Here is a 20,820-nt window from a genome sequence, read left to right on the forward strand (position 1 = left end):
AGGCTCGGCGGCTCACCGATTCACCCCCACCCTCATTCCCTCCCCTCAAGGGGGAGGGAGGCGCAGGAGCCGTCCACTCTGCTAAAGACCAAGATGAGCTAGTCCTCGTAGACGAGCCCGAATGTCCGCTTGCCCCTCCAGACCACGCGGCACTGCTCGATGCGGTGCCTGAAGAGCATGTAGAACTCATCCGGCAGCTCGGTATCGTCGCCAAGCCTGATCCTGGCGCCGAACGCGGACGCGTCCAGCACCTCGGCCGCCAGATGCGTCTGCCCGCCGTCGACCACGACCAGCGCCTCCATGCGGTGCCTATACCGGCGATATCTGCGATTCTCGGCGGCGGTTTTCATGCTGCGAGCAGTGCGCCGCCAATGGCTGAGAACCGCTGAACGGAATTGGTAGAATTCGATGGGCTCTCGAAGCAAAAAAGGGCCCCGGTCTCCCGGAGCCCCTTCATGGCAACCGCTGCGATGGGCGTCAGCCGCGCACCTGCTCGTCGCAGGTGATGCTCACCCCGTTGGCGTCGATGTCGAGCTGCACGTCATAGGCGGCCGAGCCGCCCAGCATCACCTTGCCGAGCGTTGCGGGCTTGCCGGCCTCGAGCGAGAACCCGCCCCCCTGGCGCACGTTCGAATTGCCGGACGAACCGGCGCTGCGCACCTCGAGGCTGTAGGAGCCGCTGACGGCTGCGTCAGCCAGCGCGACCGCTTCGATCTCGAGCATCCGGCCCGAGGGATTGACGTCGATGGCGCAGGTGAGCGGTCCCTTGCTCTGGGTCCCCTCACCCCCGCCGATTGCGAATGCCGCGCCGCCGAGCCCGAGAAGCACGGGAAGGGCGAGGACGGCAAGGCTGTGTTTCCTCTTCATCGTCATGTCTCCTGGTCTGCCCGGAAATGGGACGAAGGCCGAGGGGAGCCGGGCGCTCCACTCGGCCATCGCATCCGCCCGACAGGGTCCTACGGGCAGACCTGGACGAAGGCGGCGGTGTTGCCGGCCCCGTTCTGAGCGACGTTGGCGTTGCAGTCGTTGCCGACCTGGACGCCCGCGGCGACGTTGCCGTTGCCATCCTGGGTCAGGATCGCGTCGTGGTTCGAGCCGAACTGGCCGACGCCGGCCGAGTTGTAGTCGCCGTTCTGGTGGGTCTCGGCTTCGTTGTTCCAGCCTTCCTGGCCGACGGCGGCCGTGTTGCCGTCGCCGAACTGCTGGGTGACGACGTCGTTGAAGACGCCATCCTGGAAGACGCCGATCAGGTTGTTGTTGCCGACCTGGCCGCCGCCGGCGGTGTTGCCGAAACCGTACTGGTCGATCCAGATGTCGTTGCCGGCCATGGCGGGAGCCGACGCGAAAGCGACGGAAGCTGCGATGGCGATGGAGGCGATGAGCTTAATGGTCATTTGGTCTCTCCTGTCTGAAGCGGTCCCTCGAACCGCGTGTTGCCGATGGACAGGAGGTGTAGCGGGGCCGTCCGGAACCGGCCCTGAACCCGCTATTCAGATTGCATTCACTCTCGTGGCGGGGCCGTGGAAGCGCGCACCACAAGCTCGACGGGCAGCGTCACCCGGTGCACCTGCCCGTCGTCCTCGAGGATGGCCTTGACCGCCTGCCGCCCGATCTCGGCGATGGGCTGGGCCATGGTGGTCAGCGCCGGATCGCAGAACGCGGCCTCGGGAATGCCGTCGAACCCGATGACCGACACGTCCTGCGGCACCCGCAGCCCCCTCTCCTGCAGCCGCTCGATGGCGGCGAGCGCCAGCCGGTCCGACATGGAGAGGATCGCGGTCGGCGGTTCGGGCAGCGACAAGAGATAGTCCACCGCCTCGCGCGCCGTTCTCTCCTCGCCCTTGGTCTCGTAGATGGGGACGGAGTCGGTGTCGATCCCGCGCTCCTTCAGCACCTCGAAATAGCCCGCGACGCGCGAGCGCGAGTCCGAGTAGATCGCCGTCGGCACCTCGGCGAACGGCACCGGGCCCGAGCGATCGTCGAAGAAAGGCATGGCGAGCACGCCGTAGCGCCTGTGGCCGAGATCGGCCAGGTGCCGCGCCGCCTGCCGTGCGCCCTCGAGGTTGTCGACGCCGATGGCCGAGATCGACGGGTCGTTGATGCCGAGCTCGAGCGCGACGAACGGCAGCTGCCGCTCGCGGGTCAGTTCCACCAGCCGTGGCCCGCCCTCGACGCAGAAGAGGATGAACCCGTCGACCAGCGCGCTCTGGATGTTCCAGGCGAGCTTCTCGTCGTTCGCCGCCGAAACCAGCGAAATGCCCGCCCCATGGGCGTCGCACAGCTCGGTGATGCCCTCCATCACGACCCGCGCGAACGGGTCCTCGAAGAAATAGGAGAGCGGCTCGGCGGTGGCGACGCCAATGGCATTGACCTTGCCGGCGCGCAGCAGCCGGCCCTTGGGATCGGGCCCCGTGTAGCCGAGCTCCTTGGCCGTCGCCAGCACGCGCTCGCGCACCTCGTCGCGCACCACCTCCGGCCGGCTGAACGCGTTGGAAGCGGTGCCCTGCGACACCCCCGCGGCCTTGGCCACGTCCGCCAGCTTCACCGCGCCCTTCGCCATATCGGCTCCTTTCACCACGTTTCTCCGGGCGCCTTTCCTTCATATCGGGAAGAAAAGGCTTTGCGCCATCAGGCCGCACCCGCCGCCACCCAATGCCCTAGCCGGCGATCGGGACGACCAAAACGGCTACCGCTCCCATGTTATATAGCACGCTTTTGTATCGGTTCAAATTTCGCTTGACTCCAACGCTCAGAGGCGTATCTTTGAATCGGTTCAAGGGAGCAGTCCGCTTCCGGATTGAACCGATTCAATCGCTAAGTGCAGGAGAGATCGAAATGATTCCCGCGAGCTATCTTTTCAAGGACGTGTATCGGCGCGAATGGCTGGACCCGGAGGTCGAGGCCGATAGGGTCGCCGCCAGCCACCGCAGCGGGCGTGGACGCACCATGCTGAGCCGCCTCGGCGTGTTCATGCGCCACCTCTTTGCCCCGGCCGACCGGCCGCAGCACGACTGGACCCGCACCCCCGCCGAGTAAGTCCGATGCCAAGTTCACCCTGTCGACCACCCGCCCGCCCGAACGCCTCGAGAAGGCGCTTCGGGCGGGTTCCGTCATAGGGCCGGAAGAGCACATCGTCCCGCAATCCGGCGCTCCCTATACACTTCCCCATAGCCCTGCGTAGCCGCCAGCATCAGCGCGGGTCGCCGAGACAGAGATCGTCGACGATGCCGCTGAACGTTCCTGCGCATCCAGCCACCCCTCGCGTTTGGCACCCCTCCCTTCTCCCCTTGTGGGAGAAGGTGCCCGAAGGGCGGATGAGGGGTAAGGGATATCGCCATGAGCGCTGGCGTACGCGGCAGCATCGCAGACCCCTCACCCTGATTTTTCCGCTGAACGCGGAAAACTCTGTCCCTCTCCCACAAGGGGAGAGGGTAGCCGGGCAAAACACCTGGCGCGGGGGATATCCTATTCGCTCGCCAGCGCCGCCCGCTCCTCCTCGGTGCTCATCGGCGCGCCGGCGCCGATGGCCGAAAGATAGCTCTCCAGCACCGGCAGCGAGGAGGCCGGGCGGTAATCCCCGTCCTCTCCCGGAATGGCCAGCGCCATTTCGACCTGCCATACGTCGGCGGGCCGGCAGGCGACGGCAAGCGCCGCCGTTTCGCCCATCAGCTCGAACTCGCGGCAGAGCCGCCCCGCTTGGTCCTCGAAGCTGGCGATGGGCAGGAACCGCGTCCCGTCCGCCAGCACCGCCTCGCCGCCCGAGGGAATGGTGCCGATGAGATCGGCAAGCGCCCCCTCCACCGGCCCGGTGGCGACAAGCGGCCGATCCTCGCCACCGCCCTGCCCCAGAAAATATCCGACGGGCCCGGCAACGACACACGCGATCGCCGCTGCTGCCGCCATGCCCTGCCACGAGCCGAACGCCACGCGCCGGCGCAGCGGCACCACCTTGCCGCCCTCGGCCGCGGCGATCGCCGCCTCGACGTTCTGCCGCAGCTTTCTCGGCACCGGCACCTGCGCCAACGGCCTGTAGACGGCGCGCGCCAGGTCCTTGCCCATCACCAGCGCATCGAGCCGCGCCGCGAGGTCCGCGTCGGCCTCGATATCGGCCGCGACCTGCGAGAACAGCGGCTCTTCCAGGGCGCCGTCGGCGAAGGCCATCAGGGTTTCGTCGTCATAGGTGCGGTTCATCGAATCTCCTCAAAGCAGCCGGCCGCGGTCCACGCCGACCTCTTCGGCAACCCGTTTGCGCGCCCGCGCCAGCCGGCTCATCACCGTACCGATCGGCAAGTCAAGCATTTCGGCCGCCTGCCGGTAGCTGAAGTCCTCGACGCAGACGAGCAGCATCAGCTCGCGCTGATCCCCCGGCAGCCGGTCGATGGCCGCCATCGCATCGGCGAGCAGCAGGCGCCGCTCGGGCACCTGCTCGCCTTCCACGGCGACGAGATCGGCCCGCTCGCTGACCTCAAGTTCCTCGCCGCGCGTCCGCTGCCGGCGCAGCCGGTCGTACCAGGCGTTGCGCAGCACCCGGAACATCCAGGCATCGAGCGGCACGTCCCCGGCAAGGCTGCCCGGATGCGCCAGCGCCCGTTCGCAGGCGGTCTGCACCAGCTCGTCGGCGACGTCCGCCACCCGGCAGAGCGCGATGGCATAGCGGCGCAGCCGCGGCAGCAATTCGATGAGCCTGGGGCCGATAGCGGTGGTCATGGACGCTCCTTTGCCCATGAAGACGTGCGCCGCGCGGTCTTATTCCCGTCCCGTCGAATTTTTCAGGCCCTCCGGATCGTACCGGACGTACCCCCCTCCCATCCTCCCCCGCAAGGGGGGAGGTGTCGCATCGTGCTCGTGGCAGCATCTCACTCTTTACACAGGGCCAGCACCTCCCCCCTTGCGGGGGAGGATGGGAGGGGGGTCTAGTATGCCCGACGGAATAAACCTTCCCACCAAACGTAAAGTGCCTGTCCGTCACCGCATGAAAGGATAATCACCCCATGCGCAAGCCGCCCGCCAGCCTGCCGCTCTACCTGCTCCTCGCCCTCGCCGCCCCGCTCGTTCTCGAGCCCGCGCATCCCTTGGGCATTTCGGCGGCCCTTGCCGACGACGATGATGACGATGGCGGTGACGATGACGACGATGACGGCGGCTCCTGGTCAGGCGGCGACGATGATGACGACGACGGCTTCTGGGGCGGCGACGATGACGACGACCGCCCGCGCGCCGCCCCGGTGGTGCGCGCGCCCGCTCCCCCGCCGCCACCGCTCCTCACCCAGGCGCCTGACGAGATCGTGGTCGACAGCCTCGGCGACGACGATCTTGCGCGCCTTGAGGCCGAGGGCTTCCAGGTGATTTCGCGCGACGACGATGACGACGGCCGCCTGACGCTCCTGCGCGTGCCCGGCGGCGTGGATGTGCCCGGCGCTCTTGCAGCCGTCGCCGGGCTCGTGCCCACCCTCGCCGCCGCCCCCAACAGCTACTACCGCAACCAGGCCGTGCCGGACGGGTGCGATGCGGCGATCTGCGAGGCCTGGCAGGCCGTCGCCTGGCCGCCGGCGCAGGTCAACGGCGCCTGCCACTTCGCTCCCCACATCGGCATCGTCGACACCGGCGTCAACCTCGAGCACGACATGCTGCGCGATGCGCAGGTGACGGTCGAAACCCTGGGCAGCGCCGGCGCTGCGCCGTCCGGCGAACGCCACGGCACGGCGGTCGTTGCCATGTTCGTCGGCGATGCCACCGGCCGGGTGCCGGGCCTCGCCCCCGCCGCGCAACTCTTCGTCGTCGATCCCTTCGGCAATGCCGACGGGGACGAGCGCGCCGATACCGTCAGCCTCGTTTCCGCCCTCGACCGCATGGTCGAGACCGGGGTGGACGTCATCAATCTCAGCCTCGCCGGCCCCGATAATCCGCTGCTCGCCGCCGCCGTCGCACGGGTCGACGCCGCCGGCATCCCCATCGTCGCCGCCGTCGGCAATGACGGCCCCAACGCCGGCCCCGTCTACCCCGCCGCCTACCCGCAGGTGATTGCAGCCACCGCCGTCGATGCGGAGGGCCGCATCTACCGCCGCGCCGTGCAGGGCGAGCACGTGCACTTCGCCGCCCCCGGCGTCGAGATCGCCACCGCCGCCTCGATCAGCGGCGTGCGCCCGCAGACCGGCACGTCCTTTGCCGCCCCCTTCGTCACCACCGCCATCGCCGCGGGCCTTGCCCGCAACGGCGAAGAGAGCGTCGCCCCGGTGGTCGAGGCGCTGGCCCGCGACAGCATCGACCTCGGCGATCCCGGCCGCGATCCCGTCTATGGCTGGGGGCTGGTGCAGATACCGAGCCCGTGTTGAGCCCCTTGCCCTCTCCCCTTGTGGGAGAGGGACAGATTTTCCGCGTTCAGCGGAAAATCAGGGTGAGGGGTCTGCGAGGCTGCCGAGAACACGGGGGGTGGGACAGCATCGCAGACCCCTCATCCGCCCTTCGGGCACCTTCTCCCACAAGGGGAGAAGGGAAGGCGCTTACCGCTGCGCCCGCGCGAACTTGCGATACCACCCGGTGCTCGCGATGGTATTGCGGAACACCCGCAGCCGCCCCGCCGTATCCGCCGCCGTCTCGGCCCGCGCCACCATCTCCAGCGCCGTCGCCTCCCGCTTGAACGGAATGACCTGGACCATCGGCGTGCCCTTCTCCAGCTCGTAGAGCCCCTCGGCGGCGTGGACGAAGAACGGGAAATGGATCGGCGCGACATAGGTGTCGGTGTCGACCACCCCGGCCGCCGGCTCGAAGATCGGGTCCGGCCGGTTGAGCGCGGGCAGGAAGAGGCAACTCCAGCCCGGCGGCGTGCGGATCGTCCAGTAGTTGTGGAACTTGCAGGGCGGCGACGGGCTGGCCGGATGCCCGGTCACCTGGTGCGTGCCGTGGTTGCTGACCATCGTCTTGTCGAAGTCCCAGCCGGCGGTGACCGTTGCGCCGCCGTCGCGGATCTCGAGCCGCACCGTTGCCGCCAGCGGCAGGATGAACCCAGTCGTCATCGCATCGATGAACGGCATGCAGCGCTTGACGGTCAGGCCCGTGTCGCCCGTGCCGTATTTGGTCTTGTCGACGGCCGGCAGGCGCTTGAACCACTCGGGCATGTGCGTCTTGGCCGGCGCCGGCGGGGCGATCACGCCCTCGTCCTCGGGGGCGCACAGGAATTCGATCGTTGGTGACTTGCGGGCGAACATGGCGGAACTCCTCGGGTTTTCCTCACCCGAAGACGCGCCGCGCGCCGCCTTATTCCGTTTTGCCGGGAATAACCCTGCCGCCCGAACGTCTGATGCCATGAGGACCGCGTGTCCTCGATGGGCGTGTCGCCCGAAACCCGAAAGGAAGGACTTTCCCCAATGGCAAAGACGATCACCATCACCACCCTGGCCGTCGCCGGCCTCATGGCGGCCAGCCCCGCCTCTGCCCTGACGCCGCCCGGCGCTCCCGCCGAGCCTGCGCCTCAGGTTGTCGACGACGCACACCTGCTCGTCGCCGACAGCCGCTACGACGGCAACAAATGGCTGGACTACCGCGATGGCCGCTGGGTCGAACGCGGCAGCTGGAGCTATGCGTCGAACTCGAACTCGAATTCGAACTCGAACAGTTCCTCGAACTCGAGCTCCAACAGCTCGTCCAATTCGAACTCGAACAGTTCGTCCAACTCCAGCTCCAACAGCTCGTCGAACTCGAATTCGAACAGTTCCTCGAACTCCAGCTCGAACTCCAACTCGAATTCGAGCTCGAACAGCTCCTCCAATTCGAGCTCCAACAGCTCGTCCAACTCCAGCTCGAACAGTTCCTCGAATTCGTCTGACGACGACGATTGAGCCGTTCGCGCTGAGGCTTCCGGGACACCTGCCCCGCGGTTCCGGAAGCCGCCTGTGCAACCGGTTCCCTCTCTCCCTGGGGGAGAAGGGAGCTCCGCGCAGATGCCCTCTAAATCCCCACGCCCTCGTCCCGCGCCAGCATCACGCCGTGCACCCGCCAGCCCTCCGGCTCCTCGCGCATCTGGAAGATGGCGGTATAGAGGGCCTGCTCGGGTCCCACGATCAGCACCACCTGCAGCGCGCCCTGCTCGCCCATGCGCTCGAACTCCCCGAAGGTATGCGAGCGCGATTGCAGGAGGGGGCCGTAGCCGGCGGCGAGCACGGCGAGATAGAATACGTCCGGATCGTCGAACTGCGCCTTGAATCCTGCTCCGGCGAGCGCCAGCGCTCCCGCGCTATCCTCGGCGCGGAAGGCTTCGATCTGGCTGGTGATGACGGCTTGCCAGGGCATGCCCTTCTCCTCCTGGCCGGTGGCGCCGGCAAGAGCGAGAAGGCTGAAGACGAGTACGGCCAGGAGCCGCATTTCGTGCCTCCCAGGCGGCGAACGTTAAGGCGCGTTAAGCAAGCGCCACAGTTCCGCCGCCAAATCGTACGCGCTTTTCCCTTTGCGGCACAAACTCCATCCGCATTCGGCTGGTTCTCTGATGGCCAGCGTAACGAGTACTGCCGATCCCCATGCAACTAGCTATTACGTCCAAGCCGCGCAAAAGTTTCATCCGCTATGCGTTTGCCACGTTTGCCTTGATGCTTGTCGGCGTCGTCGCGGCCCTTGCCGCCGGCGTCACCCCCGCCAAGGCCGCCACGTTCGTGCATCGCCCCGATGCCCAGGTGCTGGTCTTCATGGCTCCGCTGACGCTTCTCTTGCTTGCCATGCTTTTCGAGGTCGCCCGCATCGTCCTGCGCGGCGCTCTCCCGGCGCAGGCCCCCACGCGCCGGCCCCCTCGCCGCCCCTGGTCTCCAGGCCGCGGCGAGGGCTGAGTTTCCCCAACGGTCCGTTTTTCCTCACCGAGAGCACTCGAGGGCCGGTTCGCCGGCCCTTTCTTTTTGCCGATGCACAAAAAGAAGGCCCCGTCACGGGGCCTTCCGCATTGGCGTTGCCGTGGAGGCTACTCGTCGGCGCGCTTCTGATCGATCAGGTCGCCGACGTTCTCGAATTCGTCGGGATAGGCGTCGACGATGTCCTTGGGGTTGCCGGCGGCAAGGCCGTTATCGCGGTCCCGCAAGTACTGGAACATCTCGCCGGCATTCCTGTGCACGGTGCCGTCCTTCAGCACCATTTCCTTGGGGCCCTGCGCCTGGGCAGGCACAAGGCCGGCGAGGGAGAGGGTAGCGACGGTTGTAATGAGAGCTATGGTCTTCATAGCCAAATCTCCGGAGTTGGCGGTTTCGTCACCTGGTCTACCCTCCCCCGCTTACGGGGCAGCCAGCGCCAAGACCTAACCGAGCGATGGTGGCCGAACTGTGAATCTCCGGATCACAAAGATCGCCGCCCGTTCAGCGCCGGCCGCGGCCCATGCAACCATCGGCCTATTGTGACGATTGCTGATGAGGCGCAGACTGGAACCGGGGGCGCAAGGAGGAGGAAATGTACGTCGACGCCATCCTTCAATCCAAGGGCGTAGTGGTCCACACCCTGCCCGAGGCCGGACGCCTTGCCGATGCGGTCGAGACGCTCAACCGCCACAACATCGGCGCCGTGGTCATCACCGGCGTAGGCGACAGTGTGGTCGGTATCCTTTCCGAACGCGATATCGTGCGCCACCTCGGCGACGATCCGGCCGGAGCGCTCGATCTGCCCATCGCCGCGGTCATGAGCAAGCGCGTCGCCACCTGCACGCGCGACACCACCGTCGCCGAGGTCATGGAGCGCATGACCAACCTGCGCGTGCGCCACATGCCGGTCGTCGAGGATGGCGAGCTCATGGGCATCATCTCCATCGGCGACGTGGTCAAGCGCAAGATCGAGGAAACCGAGCTCGAAGCGGCGGCGCTGCGCGAATACATCGCGTCCTAGGCCGAGGAATCCATAGCCAAACGTAGCAACCGCCGTCGCGGCGAAAGCGATGCCGAGCGCTTCGAGCTGCAGTCTCCGCTGCATCTCGTCGAGCCGGCGCAGTTGACGCACGATCCCCCAGCACACCGCCAGAGCCGGGATCATCGGCACCAGCGAGAGCGCCACCTGAGCAGCACTTGGCTGGCGCGCGAGTTCCTCGCGCCGTGGGTGCGGGTGATTTCTTCAATGCCGAAAATGGGGTAGTCTCTGCGCCGCAATCGAGGGAGTTGCACCATCATGACCGTCCGCCGTGTCCTGTGCGCCGTCCTGGCCGCCGCCGTCGTCGCCATCGTTCCGCTTCTCGCCGTCTCCGCCCACGCCGCCGACTATGACCGCGCCGATCTCTATCGGGCCGATGGCTTCGCCCGCGAGGGCACGCCCGGCTGGGCGCTGGTCGATCTTGCCCTGCGCGAAGGGCCGGGCGTCGCCTATGCCGTCACCGGCGCCGTCATTCCCGAGGACTCGCGCATCGCGGTGCTGCGCTGCGCCCCGCGCTGGTGCCTGGTGCGCAAGGGTCACGCCCACGGCTGGACCTCGCGCAGCGCCGTCGGGTTCGGACGCTATCCGCTGGGCCCCTTCGAGGGCGGCGGGGTCAACTATGCCTCGGGTGGCCCGGGCCAGGTCTGCTTCTTTGAAGGCGCCCATTATTCGGGGCGCTCCGCCTGCTTCAAGTCCGGCGTCAACATCCATGACCTCAAGCTCATGGGGCTCGACAACCGCTACGTCTCCGTCTCGGTGGAGGGGAACGTGTCGGCCTCCGTCTGCCGCGACCGCAACTTCCAGAGCTACTGCACGCGCATCGTCACCTCGACGCCGGTGCTGAACACCTTCCTTGCCGGCAAGGTCTCCTCGATCCGCATCCATTGAAGGTTCGGGGGAGCGCTCAGGCGCTCTCCCACCTGAACTTCCCGTTCACCACCGGTTCAACCGCCCGCCCCTCTCATCGCCTTCGGAACACGGAACGCATCGTTCCGGCAGCAACCAGGGGATTTGAGGATGAACAGCTATCGCAGACTTGCCGTCGCGGCGCTCGCCGTCGCCGGCCTTGCTTCCACCGCCGCGCACGCGGATGACGTCATCATTATCCAGCCCGGCACCGGCGGGTATGGGGTCGAGGTCGATCCGAGCCTCTTGGCGCACTGGTCCGAGCCCGAACCCGAACGCGATGCCGCGGTCTGCTTTTACACCGGCAAGCAGTTTACCGGCCAAAGCCTCTGCGTGCCGGCCGGCACCGGCGATCCCGTCCTGCGCAGGTGGAACGACAGGATTTCCTCGTTCGAGGTCTTCCGCGGCGCATCGGTGACCGTCTGTACGGACCCGTGGCTTGAGGGCTATTGCACCACCTACACCCACCATCGCGCCGTCCTCAGCCACGACGACGACGATATCTCGTCCTTCGAGGTGCACTGAACGTTCGGGGGCCCCGAACCCGTTGTCCGGGGTCCCGTCTCACGCCGTCTCCAGCACCCGCGCCCGGCCGGCGATGACTTTCCCTCCGGATGCGGGCGTGACCGCGACGCGCAGCGACGGGCGCTCGAGGTCGGACCACGCCGCCTCGACCGTCAGCACGCCGACGGCGACACCCTCGGAGGTGACGACGAATATCCGCTGCACGCGGGTTTGCGCCAGGGTCTGCGCCGCGTCTTCCGCCTCCCCCGTTCGAGGTTCCATCCATGCCGCCGGAACTCCGGCGATCATCGTTCTCTTTTTCTCCAGCATCTCACCCTCCTTGGGTTGAAACCGGCAAGCCGGTCCCGTGGCGCGAAGCGACATGCCCCGCGCCGGTTGCGATAAACTCCGTGATTTCAGTGCCTTACATGGCGCGGAACAGCGTCATGTAGGGCTGGCTGACGCTCAGCCGTTCCGGCCGCGTCTTGAGCTTCAGTATTCCCTTGCCCGTCTCGTCCCGGCTGACCGAGGCGACGGCCTTGAGGTTGACGATGGTCGAGCGGTGCACCTGCTTGAAGAGGTTGGGATCGAGCTCGGCGATGAGCTCGCGCAATGGCTTCCTCAGCAGCATCTCGCCCTCGGCGGTCATGGCCACCGTGTACTTGTTGTCGGCCCGGAAATAGGCGACGTCCTCGACCATCAGCAGCCGCGTCTCGCTGCCCGCGCTCGCCGTGATCCAGGTCAGCGGCGCCGCGCCTGCCTGCAGCGTGCCGAGCAGCCGCGAAAGCCGCGACAGCGCCTCGGCATCCGCCTGCCCGCCGATCCTGCTCTTCAGCCTCTCGACCGTCGCCCTCAGCCGCTCGCGATTGACGGGCTTGAGGAGATAATCCACCGCCCCCTTCTCGAAGGCGTCGATGGCGTACTGGTCGTAGGCAGTCACGAACACCACCTGCGTTGCCGGCGAGATGTCGATGCTCGCCGCCGCGACGTCGAGCCCGGTCAGCCCCGGCATGCGGATGTCGAGGAAGGCGACATCCGGCTTTTCGCGCGCGATCGCCTCGATCGCCGCCCCGCCGTCCTCGGCCTCGGCGACGACCGTCAGCTCCGGCCAGGCCTCGGCCAGCGCCTCGATGAGCGCCCGGCGCAGCAGTTCCTCGTCCTCGGCCACGACACAGCGGATCATCGCGCCCCCTCCCGTGCCGGCACCGAAAGCGTCGCGGCCACCCCGCTCGGGAAATTGGCCGTCACCGTCAGCCGCGCCCGCTCGCCATAGATGAGCTGCAGCCGGTCGCGCACGTTTCGCAGTCCGATGCCCGTGCCCGAGCTCTGCGCGCTGAACCCCTTGCCGTCGTCGGCGACCGTCACGTGCAATTGCCCATCCTCCATGCGCGCCCGCAACCATACCGTGCCGCCGCCGGGCTTGGATTCGAGCCCATGCTTGATGGCGTTCTCGGCCAGCGTCTGCAGCATCATGGCCGGCAGCACCACCGCCTCCGTGCCCGGCTCGATGTCGAGCTCGACATTGAGCCGGTTGCCCATCCTGACCTTGAGGATGTCGAGATAGGCCCGGGTGCGCTCCAGTTCCGCGCCGAGCGTGGCCATCTGCTCGTCGGTTTTGGGCAGGGAGTTGCGCAGATAGGTGATGAGGTTGCCCAGCATCTCGTCGGCCCGCTCCGGATCGGAACGCACCAGCACCTGCGCGCTCGCCAGCGTGTTGTAGAGGAAGTGTGGTTCGACCTGCGCCGAGAGCAGCCCCAGCCGCGCCTCGGCCAGTTCCTTTTCGGTCTCAGTCTGGCGGGTATGCGCTTCCTCGCGCCGCCGCCGCTCGGTCACCCGGCGCGAGAGCGCGCGGCGGATCGCCTCGCCCGTCTCGTAGTTGCTGGCGTCGTCGACCGACAGCCAGTCGCTCCAGGCGCCGGCGTCCGGCTGACAGACGATCATGACGCTGCTGGTGCCGTCCCCCGGCGCCACCGTCGCCAGCACCAGGTTGTGCTTGGGCGAGAACCAGGTGAGTGGGTTGAGCAACCCATGCCAGCCGCGCAGGAACGGGCTCACCCGCTCGATCCGCGCCCGGGCCGAGAGCGCGCCGGCGGCCGCGTCCAGCTCGACCACATGCGGCAGCTCGCTGACCACCGCCTCGACGATGTCGAAGGCTTCGCCCGCCTCGAACGGAATCTCGATGCGCAGCCGCTGGCGGCTCGAAAGCGCCGCCTTGTCGCGCGAGCCGGCCACCAGCCGCGCCCTGCGCACATGCGAGATCGCCCCGACCAGCACCAGCACCATCACGATGATGACGAAGAGCACCACCCAGGGCGCGCCGCGGCCGAAGAAGTTGATCCCGACGAAGATCGCGATCGTCAGGATGAGCGCCGCCCATGCCAGGAGTTTGCGAAGGACGAAGAGAAAGGCCATCGGTTCGTCGGGTCCGTTGCTTGCTTGGCGGGACCATAACTGAAGCCCGCGGGCCTGTACCGCCCCTTGCGACGAAACCGGCTATCGCGCGACGAACCCCCGGATGGGCGGAGTAAGCAACGCCTTCACGCCTTCTCATACCGCGTCAGCACCGCGCCGGTATCCATCGCCCTGGCTTCCAGGAGCTTCAGCTTTTGCCGCTGATAGCCGCCGTCCAGCAGCCGCGTGCCGCCGCCGAAGAGCATGGGGATGGTCAGCAGCCAGATCTCGTCGACGACCCCTGCCCGTAGTGCCGTCTGCGCGAACTTGGCTCCGGCGAAGATCACCATGTCCTTGCCGGGCTTGCCGCGCTCGGCCGCGACCGTTTCCACGATTCCCGCCGTCGCGAGGCTCGAGTTCGCCCAGGCGCGGGCGTTCTGCAGCGAGCGCGAGAACACGATCTTGCGCGATCCGTTCATGAAGCGCGCGACACTCTGCTGCGCCGGGCCGACTTCCGGATTTCCCTCTGCCGCCGGCCAGAACTCGGCCATGCTCTGCCAGGCGGTGCGCCCATAGAGGAGCGTATCGAAGCGTTCGATCATTTTGTCGGTCCAGGCATCGAGGTCCGCCGACCACTCCGGCCCGATGAACTCTCCGCCCGGCCCTTCGATATAGCCGTCGAGACTGACAAACATGGACAGCACCACCTTGCGCATGGTGCTATCCCTCGACGGCATAGGTCAGGACCACGCCGCCGGTCTTCAGCGGCCGCGTCTTCTCGAGCCGCATCTTCACTTGCCCGTCGGGCTTGAAGTGCGGGTTGCCCGCGCCCAGCACCACCGGCGCCAGGCACAGCCGATACTCGTCGACGAGGCCGGCCTTCTGCAGCGAGGCGAGGAGGTCGGCGCTGCCGAACACATAGATGTCCTTGCCGTCCTCGGCCTTGAGCGCCCGGACGGCGTCCACCGCATCGCCCTTGAGGAGCCGCGTATTGTTCCAGTCCGCCCTGTCGAGCGTGCGGGTCGCCACGGCCTTTTCGATCGAGTTCATCATGTCGGCGATGGCCCCGGTCGCCTTGGTCCAGTGGTCCGCCATGCCCTCATAGGTGCGCCGCCCGAAGAGCAGCGTGCCGACCTCGTCCAGTTGCTCGATCGAGAACGCCTCGAGCTCCTCGCCCCAGACCGTCGTGTGGAAGTCGAGGTCCCACGGGGTCGGGCCTTCGAAATAGCCGTCGAGCGATATCAGGTTCCAGACCACCAGCCGTCTCATCGCGCATCTCCTCTGCATGTCGCGCCAACCAGTTGCTTATTGCAACCAGTTGTATTCTGCATATACCGATGGCATATTGCAACTGGTTTTTTTGGAGACATCAATGCGCGACGATCAGAGGTCCGGCTGCCCGATCAATCTCAGCCTCGAAGTTTTCGGCGATCGCTGGAGCCTGATCATCATCCGCGACATGATGTTCGGCAACCGCCGCCACTTCCGCGAGCTGCTTTCGCACAACCAGGAGGGCATCGCCTCCAACATCCTCTCGGCGCGCCTGAAGCACCTGTTGGAGCTCGGCATGGTCACCAAGGCCGACGACCCGAGCCACAAGCAGAAGGCGATCTACAGCCTGACCGAAAGGGCCATAGAGCTGGTGCCGGTCTTTGCCATGCTCGGCGCCTGGGGCCGCCGCCACCTGCCCGTCAGCCGCGACCTGTCCATCCGCGCCCAGCTCCTCGAGGAGGGCGGGCCGGACATGTGGGAAGCCTTCATGGAAGAGCTGCGCACCCAGCACCTCGGCACCCCGAAAAAACCCGGCGCCCGCTCGGTCTTCGCCGAATTGCAGGAGGCCTATGAGCGGGTGCTGGCCGAGGCTGGGTGACCGTCCACGGGCTAGCTCGCTTACGCTCTTTCGCGTGCCCGCGCAGAGGACTACCCTGCCCCATTGGCCGCACGCGGCTCCGAGGGGGAGGCCGCCCGGCCATCAGGGGAGACTGAAATGCCGCGCATCGCGGACCTGTTCTTCAAGACTGCCATCCTGTTCCTCGTCGTGGGCATAGGCATCGGCCTGATGATGGCCATCAGCGGCAACCACGACGTCGTCGGCGCCCACGCCCATATCAACCTGCTGGGCTGGGTGACGAGCGCGCTCTTCGGCGGCTATTACGCGCTCAATCCGGCCAAGGCCGAAGGTCGCCTGCCCATGGCGCACTACGCCGTCTATACGCTCGGCGTCGCCGTCATGAGCGTCTCGCTGTTCATGCTGCTCTCGGGCAACCCGGCCATGGAGCCGATCGTGGCGCTGAGCTCGATCGTCACCCTCCTCGGCGTCCTCGTCTTCGCCTGGATCGTCTTCGCTCCGGCGCGGCAGGGCATCGCCCCGCGCCCCATGGCGGCCGAATAGCCCGAAAGCTCCCGCCTCAAGGCGCGGGAGCTTCTCTTGCTCTTTCCGCCCATTCCGGCGACGCTCGCCGGAAAAGGGAGGACGAAATGCTGCTCGAAGGCAAGATCGCCATCATCCACGGCGCCGGCGGCAAGATCGGCGGCGCCACCGCCCGCGCCTTCGCCCGCGAGGGCGCGCGGCTCCATCTCGCCGGGCGCACGCTGGAGACGGTCAAGGCCGTCGCCGATGAGATCGCCGCGGCCGGCGGCAAGGCCGAAGCCGCCGAGGTCGATGCCCTCGACGAAACGGCCGTGCGCGCCCATGCCGACGAGGTGGCCCGCAAGGCCGGCCGCATCGACGTGACCTTCAACGCCGTCTGGATCCGCGGCGACCTGCAGGGCACCCGCCTCATCGACATGCAGACCGAGGACGTCCTGACCCCGATCACCGTCGCCGCCCGCACCCATCTCGTCACCGCCATCGCCGCCGCCCGCCACATGGTGGAGCAAGGCTCGGGCGCCATCCTCACCCTTTCCTCGACCGGCTCGCACCTGGCCGGCCGGGACTACGCCAAGCACGCGACCGGCGGCTTCGGCATCGCCTGCACCACCATCGAGGCGCTGTCGCGCGTGCTGGCCGGCGAGCTCGGCCCCAAGGGCGTCCGCGTCGTCTGCATCCGCTCCGACGCCATCCCCGAGACCTGGTCGACCGACCCTGCCCATGCCGAAGCCATCGAGGACATGAAGGCCTACATGACCGCCGGCACCGTGCTCGGACGCATGCCCACCCTGGCCGACGTCGCCGACGCCGCCGTCCTCGCCGCGTCCGACCGCGCCCGCGCCATGACCGGCGCGATCATGAACGTCAGCTGCGGCTCGGTGATGGACATGGACTAGACGCGTCGGCCATTGCCACGGACACCCGTCGCCTCCGCCTCCGGCGCCGTCCGGAGGGGCAGCGCGCCTCGCGCTCGCCACGCCAGCACGTCGTTGAGCGTATTGAAGAAAAACGGCACCACTGGCCGATCCTCGATCGCCTCGGGCCGCACCCAGGCGATATCGCGCACTTCGCGCGCATGCAGCCGCAGCTGCGGCGCCGCGGCGAGCTCGAGGTGGAACGAGACGTACTCGAACACCGTGCCGTTGTCCGAAACGATGGCGCTGACCACGTCCGCCGGCGCATCCGCCGCCACCTCGAGGCCGACCTCCTCCTCGAGCTCGCGCACCACCGCCATGCGCGCCGTTTCCCCCGCTTCGAGCTTGCCGGTCGGCACGCCCCAGAAGAGCGGCATGGGTTTGCCCACCTGCCGCTGGATGAGCAGCAGCCGCCCTTGATGGAAGCAGAAACAGCCCGCCGCGCGGAACGCCGTCTCGACCGCTCCCTGGCGATGCACATACATCCCGGTTATCCCTTCGGCAGCGGCCCCGTCCGGTGGAGCGTCACCCGCAGCCCGCCATGCAGCACCGGCGGGTCCGGCGGCAGCCAGGGCAGCCCCGTTGCCGCGGCCAGCTGCCTGTCCGTCGCGATGAGTCCCACGCGCCAGCCCGCGAATTTTGCGCGCAGCACCGCGCCGAGGCTGCGGTAGAGCGCCATCAGCGGCGCCTTGTTGCCGATGCGCGCGCCATAGGGCGGGTTGACGATCACCAGCCCCGGCGGCCCCTCGGGCGCGGTCAACAGTTCGACCGGCGCGACCTCGAACCGCGTCAGCTCCCCAACCCCTGCTCGCTCGGCATTCTCGCGGCTCATGCGGATCGCCCCGGCGTCCCGGTCGCTGCCGAAGAAGCGCAGGTCCGTCTGCCGTCCCCCGCCGCCGCCCTTGAGCGCCCGCCACGCCTGCGCATCGAACCCCGCGAGCTGCTCGAAGGCGAACGCCCGCTCGCGCCCCGGCTTCAGGCCCGCCGCGATCTCCGCCGCCTCGATGACGAAGGTGCCCGAGCCGCACATCGGGTCGAGCACCGGCTCGCCGCCCTCATAGCCGCATTGGCGCAGGAACAGCGCCGCCATGGTCTCGCGCATCGGCGCCCGGTTCAGCGCCTGCTTGAAGCCGCGCTTGTGCAGCGATTCCCCCGTCGTATCGAGGCTGACGGTGACGAGATCGTCCTCGATCCGCGCCATCACCCGCACCGGGGCATCGTCGGCGACGGGGGCTCCCAGCTCCTCGCGGATCGCCGTCGCCACCCGTTGCGCTGCCGCACCCGCATGATAGATGCGCGAGCGCTTGCAGCTCGCCTCGACCGTCACCGGCACGTCGCGCCGCAGCACTGCGCCCCAAGCGACCTTGCGCGCCCGCTTGTCGAGCTGGGCCAGGTGCATCGCCCGGAACGCGCCGATCCGCGCCAGCACGCGCGTCGCGCCCCGCAGCTCGAGATTGGCGCGCCAGACTTCGGGCCACCCGCCCGAGAGCACCACCCCGCCCGCGACGACCGCCGCATAGCCAAACCCCGCCGCCCGCGCCTCGCCGCAAAGCGCCGCCTCGAGCCCTGGCGTGGCCACGAGGAAGATTTCGAACGGAACCGGCAGGGCCGGCGCTGGCGATGGAACACTCATGCGGCAGGCCCTACCACACGCGCCTGCCCGCCGCCACGGGCCTCGCTACTCACGCCGGTAGAGGATCATGCCGGCATGGTGGAGCACTCCGTCGATGAAATCGCCGTCGGCGGTAAAACCGGTGTCGTCCCAGTATTCGATATGGTCGCCGGTCACCTCGTAGCGGCCCTGATAGGCGCTCTCGCGATTGCCCCGCGCCTCGTCGTAGCGGCCGTTCGGCAGCAGTTCGTGGCGAACATGGCCGTCCGCCGTCACCCACATGCCGACATAAGGATGGTCGGGCTTCTGCATGGTTTCCTCCGCATGGATTGGAAAGATGAGCGCGGCCGCGGCGAGCGCGACGGCAAGCCGGGCGCGTATCAATGCGCCGCCCGCGTCGGGCGAACGACGATCTCGTTCACGTCGACATCTTCCGGCTGTTCGATGGCGTAACGCACGGCCCGCGCGATTGCATCGGGCTGGAGCGCGATCGAGCGATAGGACTTCATCAGCGCGGCGGCCGTTTCGTCGGTGATGGTCCCGGCAAGCTCGCTCTCGACCACGCCCGGATGGATGCACGTCACGCGCAGATGCTCGTTCTCCTGGCGTAGGCCGTCGGAGATCGCCCGCACCGCATATTTGGTCGCGCAGTAGACGGCGGCCGTCGGCGAGACGGTGAGCGCGCCCACCGAAGCGATGTTGATGACGTGGCCGGACCCTCGCGCGAGCATGCCGGGCAGCACCGCAGCGATGCCGTAGAGGACGCCCTTGATGTTGACGTCCACCATGCGCTCCCATTCCTCGACCTTCATCGACGCCATCGGCGAGAGCGGCATCACGCCCGCATTGTTGACGATGACGTCGATCCGCCCCCATGCGCTCCTCGCCGCCTCGGCGAACGCGGCGACGTCGGCGCGATCCGTCACGTCGAGGCGGCGTGTTTCCACCATGCCGCCGCCGGCCGCGATCTCGGCGGCAAGCGCCTTGAGCCTCTCGGTCCGCCGCGCTCCCAGCATGAGCCTGGCGCCGGCCGCCGCCAGCTCGCGGGCAATGCCGGCCCCGATGCCGCTCGAAGCGCCGGTGACGAGAACAACCTTGTCCATTGGCATGTCTGTCGTCCTTCTCCTTAGTGACTGCGCGGTGGCCGGACCGCCTCCGCGCCGCCAACAGCTAAGCCGGGGCGACTGTCGCGACAATTTACGCAACGGTGCATTCGGTGGTAAGCATTGCTAACCAATGACCGTCGACCTCAACACGATCGAGCTGTTCGTCGCCGTCGCCGAAGCGCGCAGCTTCCGCGTGGCCGCCGACCGGCTGGGCGTGACGCGCTCGGCCGTCAGCCAGGGCATGCGCCGGCTCGAGAACCGGCTCGGCATCGCGCTGGTCAACCGCACGACGCGCAGCGTCAGCCTGACCGAAGCGGGCGAGCGCTTTTACGCCGAGGTCGCGCCGGCAATGGCCGATCTCACCGCCGCAGTCGCCGCGGCGGGCGAACGTTCAGGCCCGCCGAGCGGTCTCCTCCGGCTTGCGGTGTCCTCCATTGCGGAACGGTTCATCTCCGGGGAACTCCTGGCCTCATTTGCCGAAGCCTGCCCGGATGTGGAGCTCGACATCACCATCACCGACGACGAGTTCGATATCGTTGCCGAGAAGTACGATGCCGGCGTGCGGCTCGGCGAGGTCATCGAGCAGGACATGATCGCCGTTCCGGTCTCGGGCGACCAGCGCCAGCTCGCCGTCGCCGCACCGATCTACCTCGAGCGGCACGGCCGGCCCGCGCACCCCGAGGACCTGACCCGACATCGCTGCATCGGCTGGCGACCGGCCCCGGGCGTCGCCCCCTACCGCTGGGAGTTCGAGGAAGACGGCCGCGCCTTCGACGTCGCCGTCAACCCGCAGGTCACGACCAACGACATGTGGCTGATGATCCGCATGGCCTGCGCCGGCGGCGGCATCACCTTCGGCATGGAAGAGACGTTCCGGCCCTACATCGACCGCGGCGAGCTTGTGCCGCTCCTGGAGGACTTCCTGCCGACCTTCCCCGGCTTCTTCCTCTACTTCCCCAGCCGCCGCAACCTCGCCCCCAAACTCCGCGCCCTCATCGAGCATGTACGCCGGCATCGGTGACCGGGCGTCACTATCCGCACCCGCCGGCTCTGGCCATCGGCCGGCGCTTGCCCTACCCTCCGGTTCACGCTGTCCGCCGTATCCGATCCGCCACTTCGACGGAGCCCCGCCATGCCCGCCCTCTCCGC

At 67.8% G+C, this 20,820-nt stretch carries 29 protein-coding genes; 10 read left to right on the top strand and 19 right to left on the bottom strand.

All coding sequences use genetic code 11. The features are described from left to right. Positions 1-98: 98 nt before the first annotated feature. From VE25_RS02875 to VE25_RS02890, 4 genes are all read right to left on the bottom strand, one after another. The gene (locus VE25_RS02875) at positions 99-350 is read right to left on the bottom strand and encodes a PilZ domain-containing protein (RefSeq protein WP_342018705.1); all 252 of its coding nucleotides are present in this window, start codon (positions 348-350) and stop codon (positions 99-101) included. Positions 351-477: 127 nt separating this feature from the next. Beyond that, the gene (gene csgH / locus VE25_RS02880) at positions 478-867 is read right to left on the bottom strand and encodes a curli-like amyloid fiber formation chaperone CsgH (RefSeq protein WP_046107087.1); all 390 of its coding nucleotides are present in this window, start codon (positions 865-867) and stop codon (positions 478-480) included. Positions 868-956: 89 nt separating this feature from the next. Beyond that, the gene (locus VE25_RS02885; RefSeq protein WP_046107088.1) at positions 957-1,394 is read right to left on the bottom strand and encodes a curlin; all 438 of its coding nucleotides are present in this window, start codon (positions 1,392-1,394) and stop codon (positions 957-959) included. A gap of 107 nt (positions 1,395-1,501) precedes the next feature. After that, positions 1,502-2,560 carry a LacI family DNA-binding transcriptional regulator gene (locus VE25_RS02890; RefSeq protein WP_046107089.1) on the bottom strand — a complete coding sequence of 353 codons (1,059 nt, stop codon included), beginning with the start codon at positions 2,558-2,560 and terminating at the stop codon, positions 1,502-1,504. 275 nt (positions 2,561-2,835) lie between these two features. Between VE25_RS02890 and VE25_RS02895 the strand changes: the two genes are divergently transcribed. After that, a complete protein-coding gene (locus tag VE25_RS02895) occupies positions 2,836-3,036 on the top strand; it encodes a hypothetical protein (protein WP_046107090.1) in 201 nt (66 codons plus the stop codon). 429 nt (positions 3,037-3,465) lie between these two features. On the opposite strand, the gene VE25_RS21650 is transcribed toward VE25_RS02895, so the two are convergent. Together VE25_RS21650 and VE25_RS02905 are read right to left on the bottom strand one after the other, a co-directional pair. Continuing rightward, positions 3,466-4,191 (bottom strand): anti-sigma factor family protein, encoded by a 726-nt coding sequence (locus tag VE25_RS21650; protein ID WP_052731687.1) that lies wholly within the window; start codon positions 4,189-4,191, stop codon positions 3,466-3,468. Positions 4,192-4,200: 9 nt separating this feature from the next. Then, a complete protein-coding gene (locus VE25_RS02905; RefSeq protein WP_046107091.1) occupies positions 4,201-4,707 on the bottom strand; it encodes an RNA polymerase sigma factor in 507 nt (168 codons plus the stop codon). A 284-nt stretch (positions 4,708-4,991) separates the two neighbouring features. Here VE25_RS02905 and VE25_RS02910 point away from each other — a divergent pair, with 284 nt between their 5' ends. Beyond that, positions 4,992-6,332 carry a S8 family serine peptidase gene (locus VE25_RS02910; RefSeq protein ID WP_052731688.1) on the top strand — a complete coding sequence of 447 codons (1,341 nt, stop codon included), beginning with the start codon at positions 4,992-4,994 and terminating at the stop codon, positions 6,330-6,332. A gap of 168 nt (positions 6,333-6,500) precedes the next feature. On the opposite strand, the gene VE25_RS02915 is transcribed toward VE25_RS02910, so the two are convergent. The 3 genes from VE25_RS02915 to VE25_RS02925 all read right to left on the bottom strand — a co-directional run bounded on the left by VE25_RS02915 (position 6,501) and on the right by VE25_RS02925 (position 8,358). Continuing rightward, complete coding sequence (locus VE25_RS02915) at positions 6,501-7,205, bottom strand: hypothetical protein (protein WP_046107092.1); 705 nt, start codon at positions 7,203-7,205, stop codon at positions 6,501-6,503. Between the two features lie 368 nt (positions 7,206-7,573). After that, positions 7,574-7,789, bottom strand: a complete 216-nt coding sequence (locus VE25_RS22885) for a hypothetical protein (protein ID WP_046107093.1) — start codon at positions 7,787-7,789, stop codon at positions 7,574-7,576. Positions 7,790-7,944: 155 nt separating this feature from the next. Then, complete coding sequence (locus VE25_RS02925) at positions 7,945-8,358, bottom strand: DUF4864 domain-containing protein (RefSeq protein WP_046107094.1); 414 nt, start codon at positions 8,356-8,358, stop codon at positions 7,945-7,947. A 152-nt stretch (positions 8,359-8,510) separates the two neighbouring features. On the opposite strand from VE25_RS02925, the gene VE25_RS02930 reads away from it, so the two are divergent. Beyond that, complete coding sequence (locus VE25_RS02930) at positions 8,511-8,813, top strand: hypothetical protein (protein ID WP_046107095.1); 303 nt, start codon at positions 8,511-8,513, stop codon at positions 8,811-8,813. A gap of 128 nt (positions 8,814-8,941) precedes the next feature. Here VE25_RS02930 and VE25_RS02935 read toward each other — a convergent pair whose 3' ends face one another. Continuing rightward, complete coding sequence (locus VE25_RS02935) at positions 8,942-9,196, bottom strand: hypothetical protein (RefSeq protein WP_046107096.1); 255 nt, start codon at positions 9,194-9,196, stop codon at positions 8,942-8,944. A gap of 224 nt (positions 9,197-9,420) precedes the next feature. Between VE25_RS02935 and VE25_RS02940 the strand changes: the two genes are divergently transcribed. From VE25_RS02940 to VE25_RS02950, 3 genes are all read left to right on the top strand, one after another. Next, positions 9,421-9,849, top strand: a complete 429-nt coding sequence (locus VE25_RS02940) for a CBS domain-containing protein (RefSeq protein WP_046107097.1) — start codon at positions 9,421-9,423, stop codon at positions 9,847-9,849. A gap of 276 nt (positions 9,850-10,125) precedes the next feature. Beyond that, complete coding sequence (locus VE25_RS02945; protein ID WP_046107098.1) at positions 10,126-10,755, top strand: peptidase inhibitor family I36 protein; 630 nt, start codon at positions 10,126-10,128, stop codon at positions 10,753-10,755. Positions 10,756-10,884: 129 nt separating this feature from the next. Further along, a complete protein-coding gene (locus VE25_RS02950) occupies positions 10,885-11,298 on the top strand; it encodes a peptidase inhibitor family I36 protein (RefSeq protein WP_046107099.1) in 414 nt (137 codons plus the stop codon). Between the two features lie 39 nt (positions 11,299-11,337). Here the strand turns inward: VE25_RS02950 and VE25_RS21655 are convergent, their stop codons facing one another. The 5 genes from VE25_RS21655 to VE25_RS02975 form a co-directional block, all read right to left on the bottom strand. Then, the gene (locus VE25_RS21655) at positions 11,338-11,607 is read right to left on the bottom strand and encodes a CBS domain-containing protein (protein WP_052731689.1); all 270 of its coding nucleotides are present in this window, start codon (positions 11,605-11,607) and stop codon (positions 11,338-11,340) included. 94 nt (positions 11,608-11,701) lie between these two features. Next, entirely contained in the window at positions 11,702-12,460 is a 759-nt protein-coding gene (locus tag VE25_RS02960; RefSeq protein ID WP_046107101.1) for a LytR/AlgR family response regulator transcription factor, read from the bottom strand. Further along, a complete protein-coding gene (locus VE25_RS02965; protein WP_046107102.1) occupies positions 12,457-13,689 on the bottom strand; it encodes a histidine kinase in 1,233 nt (410 codons plus the stop codon). The genes VE25_RS02960 and VE25_RS02965 overlap by 4 nt, the downstream gene beginning before the upstream one ends. Before the next feature lie 125 nt (positions 13,690-13,814). Further along, positions 13,815-14,384, bottom strand: a complete 570-nt coding sequence (locus tag VE25_RS02970) for a dihydrofolate reductase family protein (protein WP_046107103.1) — start codon at positions 14,382-14,384, stop codon at positions 13,815-13,817. A 4-nt stretch (positions 14,385-14,388) separates the two neighbouring features. Further along, positions 14,389-14,937 (bottom strand): dihydrofolate reductase family protein, encoded by a 549-nt coding sequence (locus VE25_RS02975; RefSeq protein ID WP_046107104.1) that lies wholly within the window; start codon positions 14,935-14,937, stop codon positions 14,389-14,391. Between the two features lie 103 nt (positions 14,938-15,040). Between VE25_RS02975 and VE25_RS02980 the strand changes: the two genes are divergently transcribed. From VE25_RS02980 to VE25_RS02990, 3 genes are all read left to right on the top strand, one after another. Then, a complete protein-coding gene (locus tag VE25_RS02980; protein ID WP_046107105.1) occupies positions 15,041-15,538 on the top strand; it encodes a winged helix-turn-helix transcriptional regulator in 498 nt (165 codons plus the stop codon). A gap of 117 nt (positions 15,539-15,655) precedes the next feature. Then, entirely contained in the window at positions 15,656-16,060 is a 405-nt protein-coding gene (locus tag VE25_RS02985) for a heme-copper oxidase family protein (protein ID WP_046107106.1), read from the top strand. 86 nt (positions 16,061-16,146) lie between these two features. Then, positions 16,147-16,935, top strand: a complete 789-nt coding sequence (locus tag VE25_RS02990) for an SDR family NAD(P)-dependent oxidoreductase (RefSeq protein WP_046107107.1) — start codon at positions 16,147-16,149, stop codon at positions 16,933-16,935. Here the strand turns inward: VE25_RS02990 and VE25_RS21660 are convergent. Genes VE25_RS21660 through VE25_RS03010 form a run of 4 tightly spaced genes read right to left on the bottom strand, consistent with a single transcriptional unit; the run spans position 16,932 to position 19,674 of the window. Continuing rightward, positions 16,932-17,438 carry an NUDIX domain-containing protein gene (locus VE25_RS21660; protein WP_052731690.1) on the bottom strand — a complete coding sequence of 169 codons (507 nt, stop codon included), beginning with the start codon at positions 17,436-17,438 and terminating at the stop codon, positions 16,932-16,934. The genes VE25_RS02990 and VE25_RS21660 overlap by 4 nt on opposite strands. Before the next feature lie 5 nt (positions 17,439-17,443). Further along, positions 17,444-18,586 (bottom strand): THUMP domain-containing class I SAM-dependent RNA methyltransferase, encoded by a 1,143-nt coding sequence (locus VE25_RS03000; protein ID WP_046107108.1) that lies wholly within the window; start codon positions 18,584-18,586, stop codon positions 17,444-17,446. A gap of 45 nt (positions 18,587-18,631) precedes the next feature. Then, a complete protein-coding gene (locus VE25_RS03005) occupies positions 18,632-18,904 on the bottom strand; it encodes an Atu4866 domain-containing protein (RefSeq protein ID WP_244466852.1) in 273 nt (90 codons plus the stop codon). A gap of 41 nt (positions 18,905-18,945) precedes the next feature. Then, entirely contained in the window at positions 18,946-19,674 is a 729-nt protein-coding gene (locus tag VE25_RS03010) for an SDR family oxidoreductase (RefSeq protein WP_046107109.1), read from the bottom strand. Between the two features lie 127 nt (positions 19,675-19,801). Between VE25_RS03010 and VE25_RS03015 the strand changes: the two genes are divergently transcribed. Beyond that, complete coding sequence (locus tag VE25_RS03015; RefSeq protein ID WP_046107110.1) at positions 19,802-20,692, top strand: LysR family transcriptional regulator; 891 nt, start codon at positions 19,802-19,804, stop codon at positions 20,690-20,692. Positions 20,693-20,820: the final 128 nt, after the last annotated feature.

Origin of the sequence: Devosia geojensis (assembly GCF_000969415.1) — a bacterium.
In the GTDB taxonomy this organism is placed as follows: Bacteria; Pseudomonadota; Alphaproteobacteria; order Rhizobiales; family Devosiaceae; genus Devosia; species Devosia geojensis.

Coding starts and splice junctions, on each gene's coding strand:
- VE25_RS02910 (WP_052731688.1), top strand. CDS start 4,992: ATGCGCAAGCCGCCCGCCAGCCTGCCGCTCTACCTGCTCCTCGCCCTC.
- VE25_RS02940 (WP_046107097.1), top strand. CDS start 9,421: ATGTACGTCGACGCCATCCTTCAATCCAAGGGCGTAGTGGTCCACACC.
- VE25_RS02960 (WP_046107101.1), bottom strand. CDS start 12,460: ATGATCCGCTGTGTCGTGGCCGAGGACGAGGAACTGCTGCGCCGGGCG.
- VE25_RS02895 (WP_046107090.1), top strand. CDS start 2,836: ATGATTCCCGCGAGCTATCTTTTCAAGGACGTGTATCGGCGCGAATGG.
- VE25_RS21655 (WP_052731689.1), bottom strand. CDS start 11,607: ATGCTGGAGAAAAAGAGAACGATGATCGCCGGAGTTCCGGCGGCATGG.
- VE25_RS02925 (WP_046107094.1), bottom strand. CDS start 8,358: ATGCGGCTCCTGGCCGTACTCGTCTTCAGCCTTCTCGCTCTTGCCGGC.
- VE25_RS21660 (WP_052731690.1), bottom strand. CDS start 17,438: ATGTATGTGCATCGCCAGGGAGCGGTCGAGACGGCGTTCCGCGCGGCG.
- VE25_RS02990 (WP_046107107.1), top strand. CDS start 16,147: ATGCTGCTCGAAGGCAAGATCGCCATCATCCACGGCGCCGGCGGCAAG.
- VE25_RS02975 (WP_046107104.1), bottom strand. CDS start 14,937: ATGAGACGGCTGGTGGTCTGGAACCTGATATCGCTCGACGGCTATTTC.
- VE25_RS02980 (WP_046107105.1), top strand. CDS start 15,041: ATGCGCGACGATCAGAGGTCCGGCTGCCCGATCAATCTCAGCCTCGAA.
- csgH (WP_046107087.1), bottom strand. CDS start 867: ATGAAGAGGAAACACAGCCTTGCCGTCCTCGCCCTTCCCGTGCTTCTC.
- VE25_RS02875 (WP_342018705.1), bottom strand. CDS start 350: ATGAAAACCGCCGCCGAGAATCGCAGATATCGCCGGTATAGGCACCGC.
- VE25_RS02950 (WP_046107099.1), top strand. CDS start 10,885: ATGAACAGCTATCGCAGACTTGCCGTCGCGGCGCTCGCCGTCGCCGGC.
- VE25_RS02965 (WP_046107102.1), bottom strand. CDS start 13,689: ATGGCCTTTCTCTTCGTCCTTCGCAAACTCCTGGCATGGGCGGCGCTC.
- VE25_RS02890 (WP_046107089.1), bottom strand. CDS start 2,560: ATGGCGAAGGGCGCGGTGAAGCTGGCGGACGTGGCCAAGGCCGCGGGG.
- VE25_RS02985 (WP_046107106.1), top strand. CDS start 15,656: ATGCCGCGCATCGCGGACCTGTTCTTCAAGACTGCCATCCTGTTCCTC.
- VE25_RS03000 (WP_046107108.1), bottom strand. CDS start 18,586: ATGAGTGTTCCATCGCCAGCGCCGGCCCTGCCGGTTCCGTTCGAAATC.
- VE25_RS02970 (WP_046107103.1), bottom strand. CDS start 14,384: ATGCGCAAGGTGGTGCTGTCCATGTTTGTCAGTCTCGACGGCTATATC.
- VE25_RS21650 (WP_052731687.1), bottom strand. CDS start 4,191: ATGAACCGCACCTATGACGACGAAACCCTGATGGCCTTCGCCGACGGC.
- VE25_RS02930 (WP_046107095.1), top strand. CDS start 8,511: ATGCAACTAGCTATTACGTCCAAGCCGCGCAAAAGTTTCATCCGCTAT.
- VE25_RS02935 (WP_046107096.1), bottom strand. CDS start 9,196: ATGAAGACCATAGCTCTCATTACAACCGTCGCTACCCTCTCCCTCGCC.
- VE25_RS02885 (WP_046107088.1), bottom strand. CDS start 1,394: ATGACCATTAAGCTCATCGCCTCCATCGCCATCGCAGCTTCCGTCGCT.
- VE25_RS03015 (WP_046107110.1), top strand. CDS start 19,802: ATGACCGTCGACCTCAACACGATCGAGCTGTTCGTCGCCGTCGCCGAA.
- VE25_RS02915 (WP_046107092.1), bottom strand. CDS start 7,205: ATGTTCGCCCGCAAGTCACCAACGATCGAATTCCTGTGCGCCCCCGAG.
- VE25_RS02945 (WP_046107098.1), top strand. CDS start 10,126: ATGACCGTCCGCCGTGTCCTGTGCGCCGTCCTGGCCGCCGCCGTCGTC.
- VE25_RS03010 (WP_046107109.1), bottom strand. CDS start 19,674: ATGCCAATGGACAAGGTTGTTCTCGTCACCGGCGCTTCGAGCGGCATC.
- VE25_RS02905 (WP_046107091.1), bottom strand. CDS start 4,707: ATGACCACCGCTATCGGCCCCAGGCTCATCGAATTGCTGCCGCGGCTG.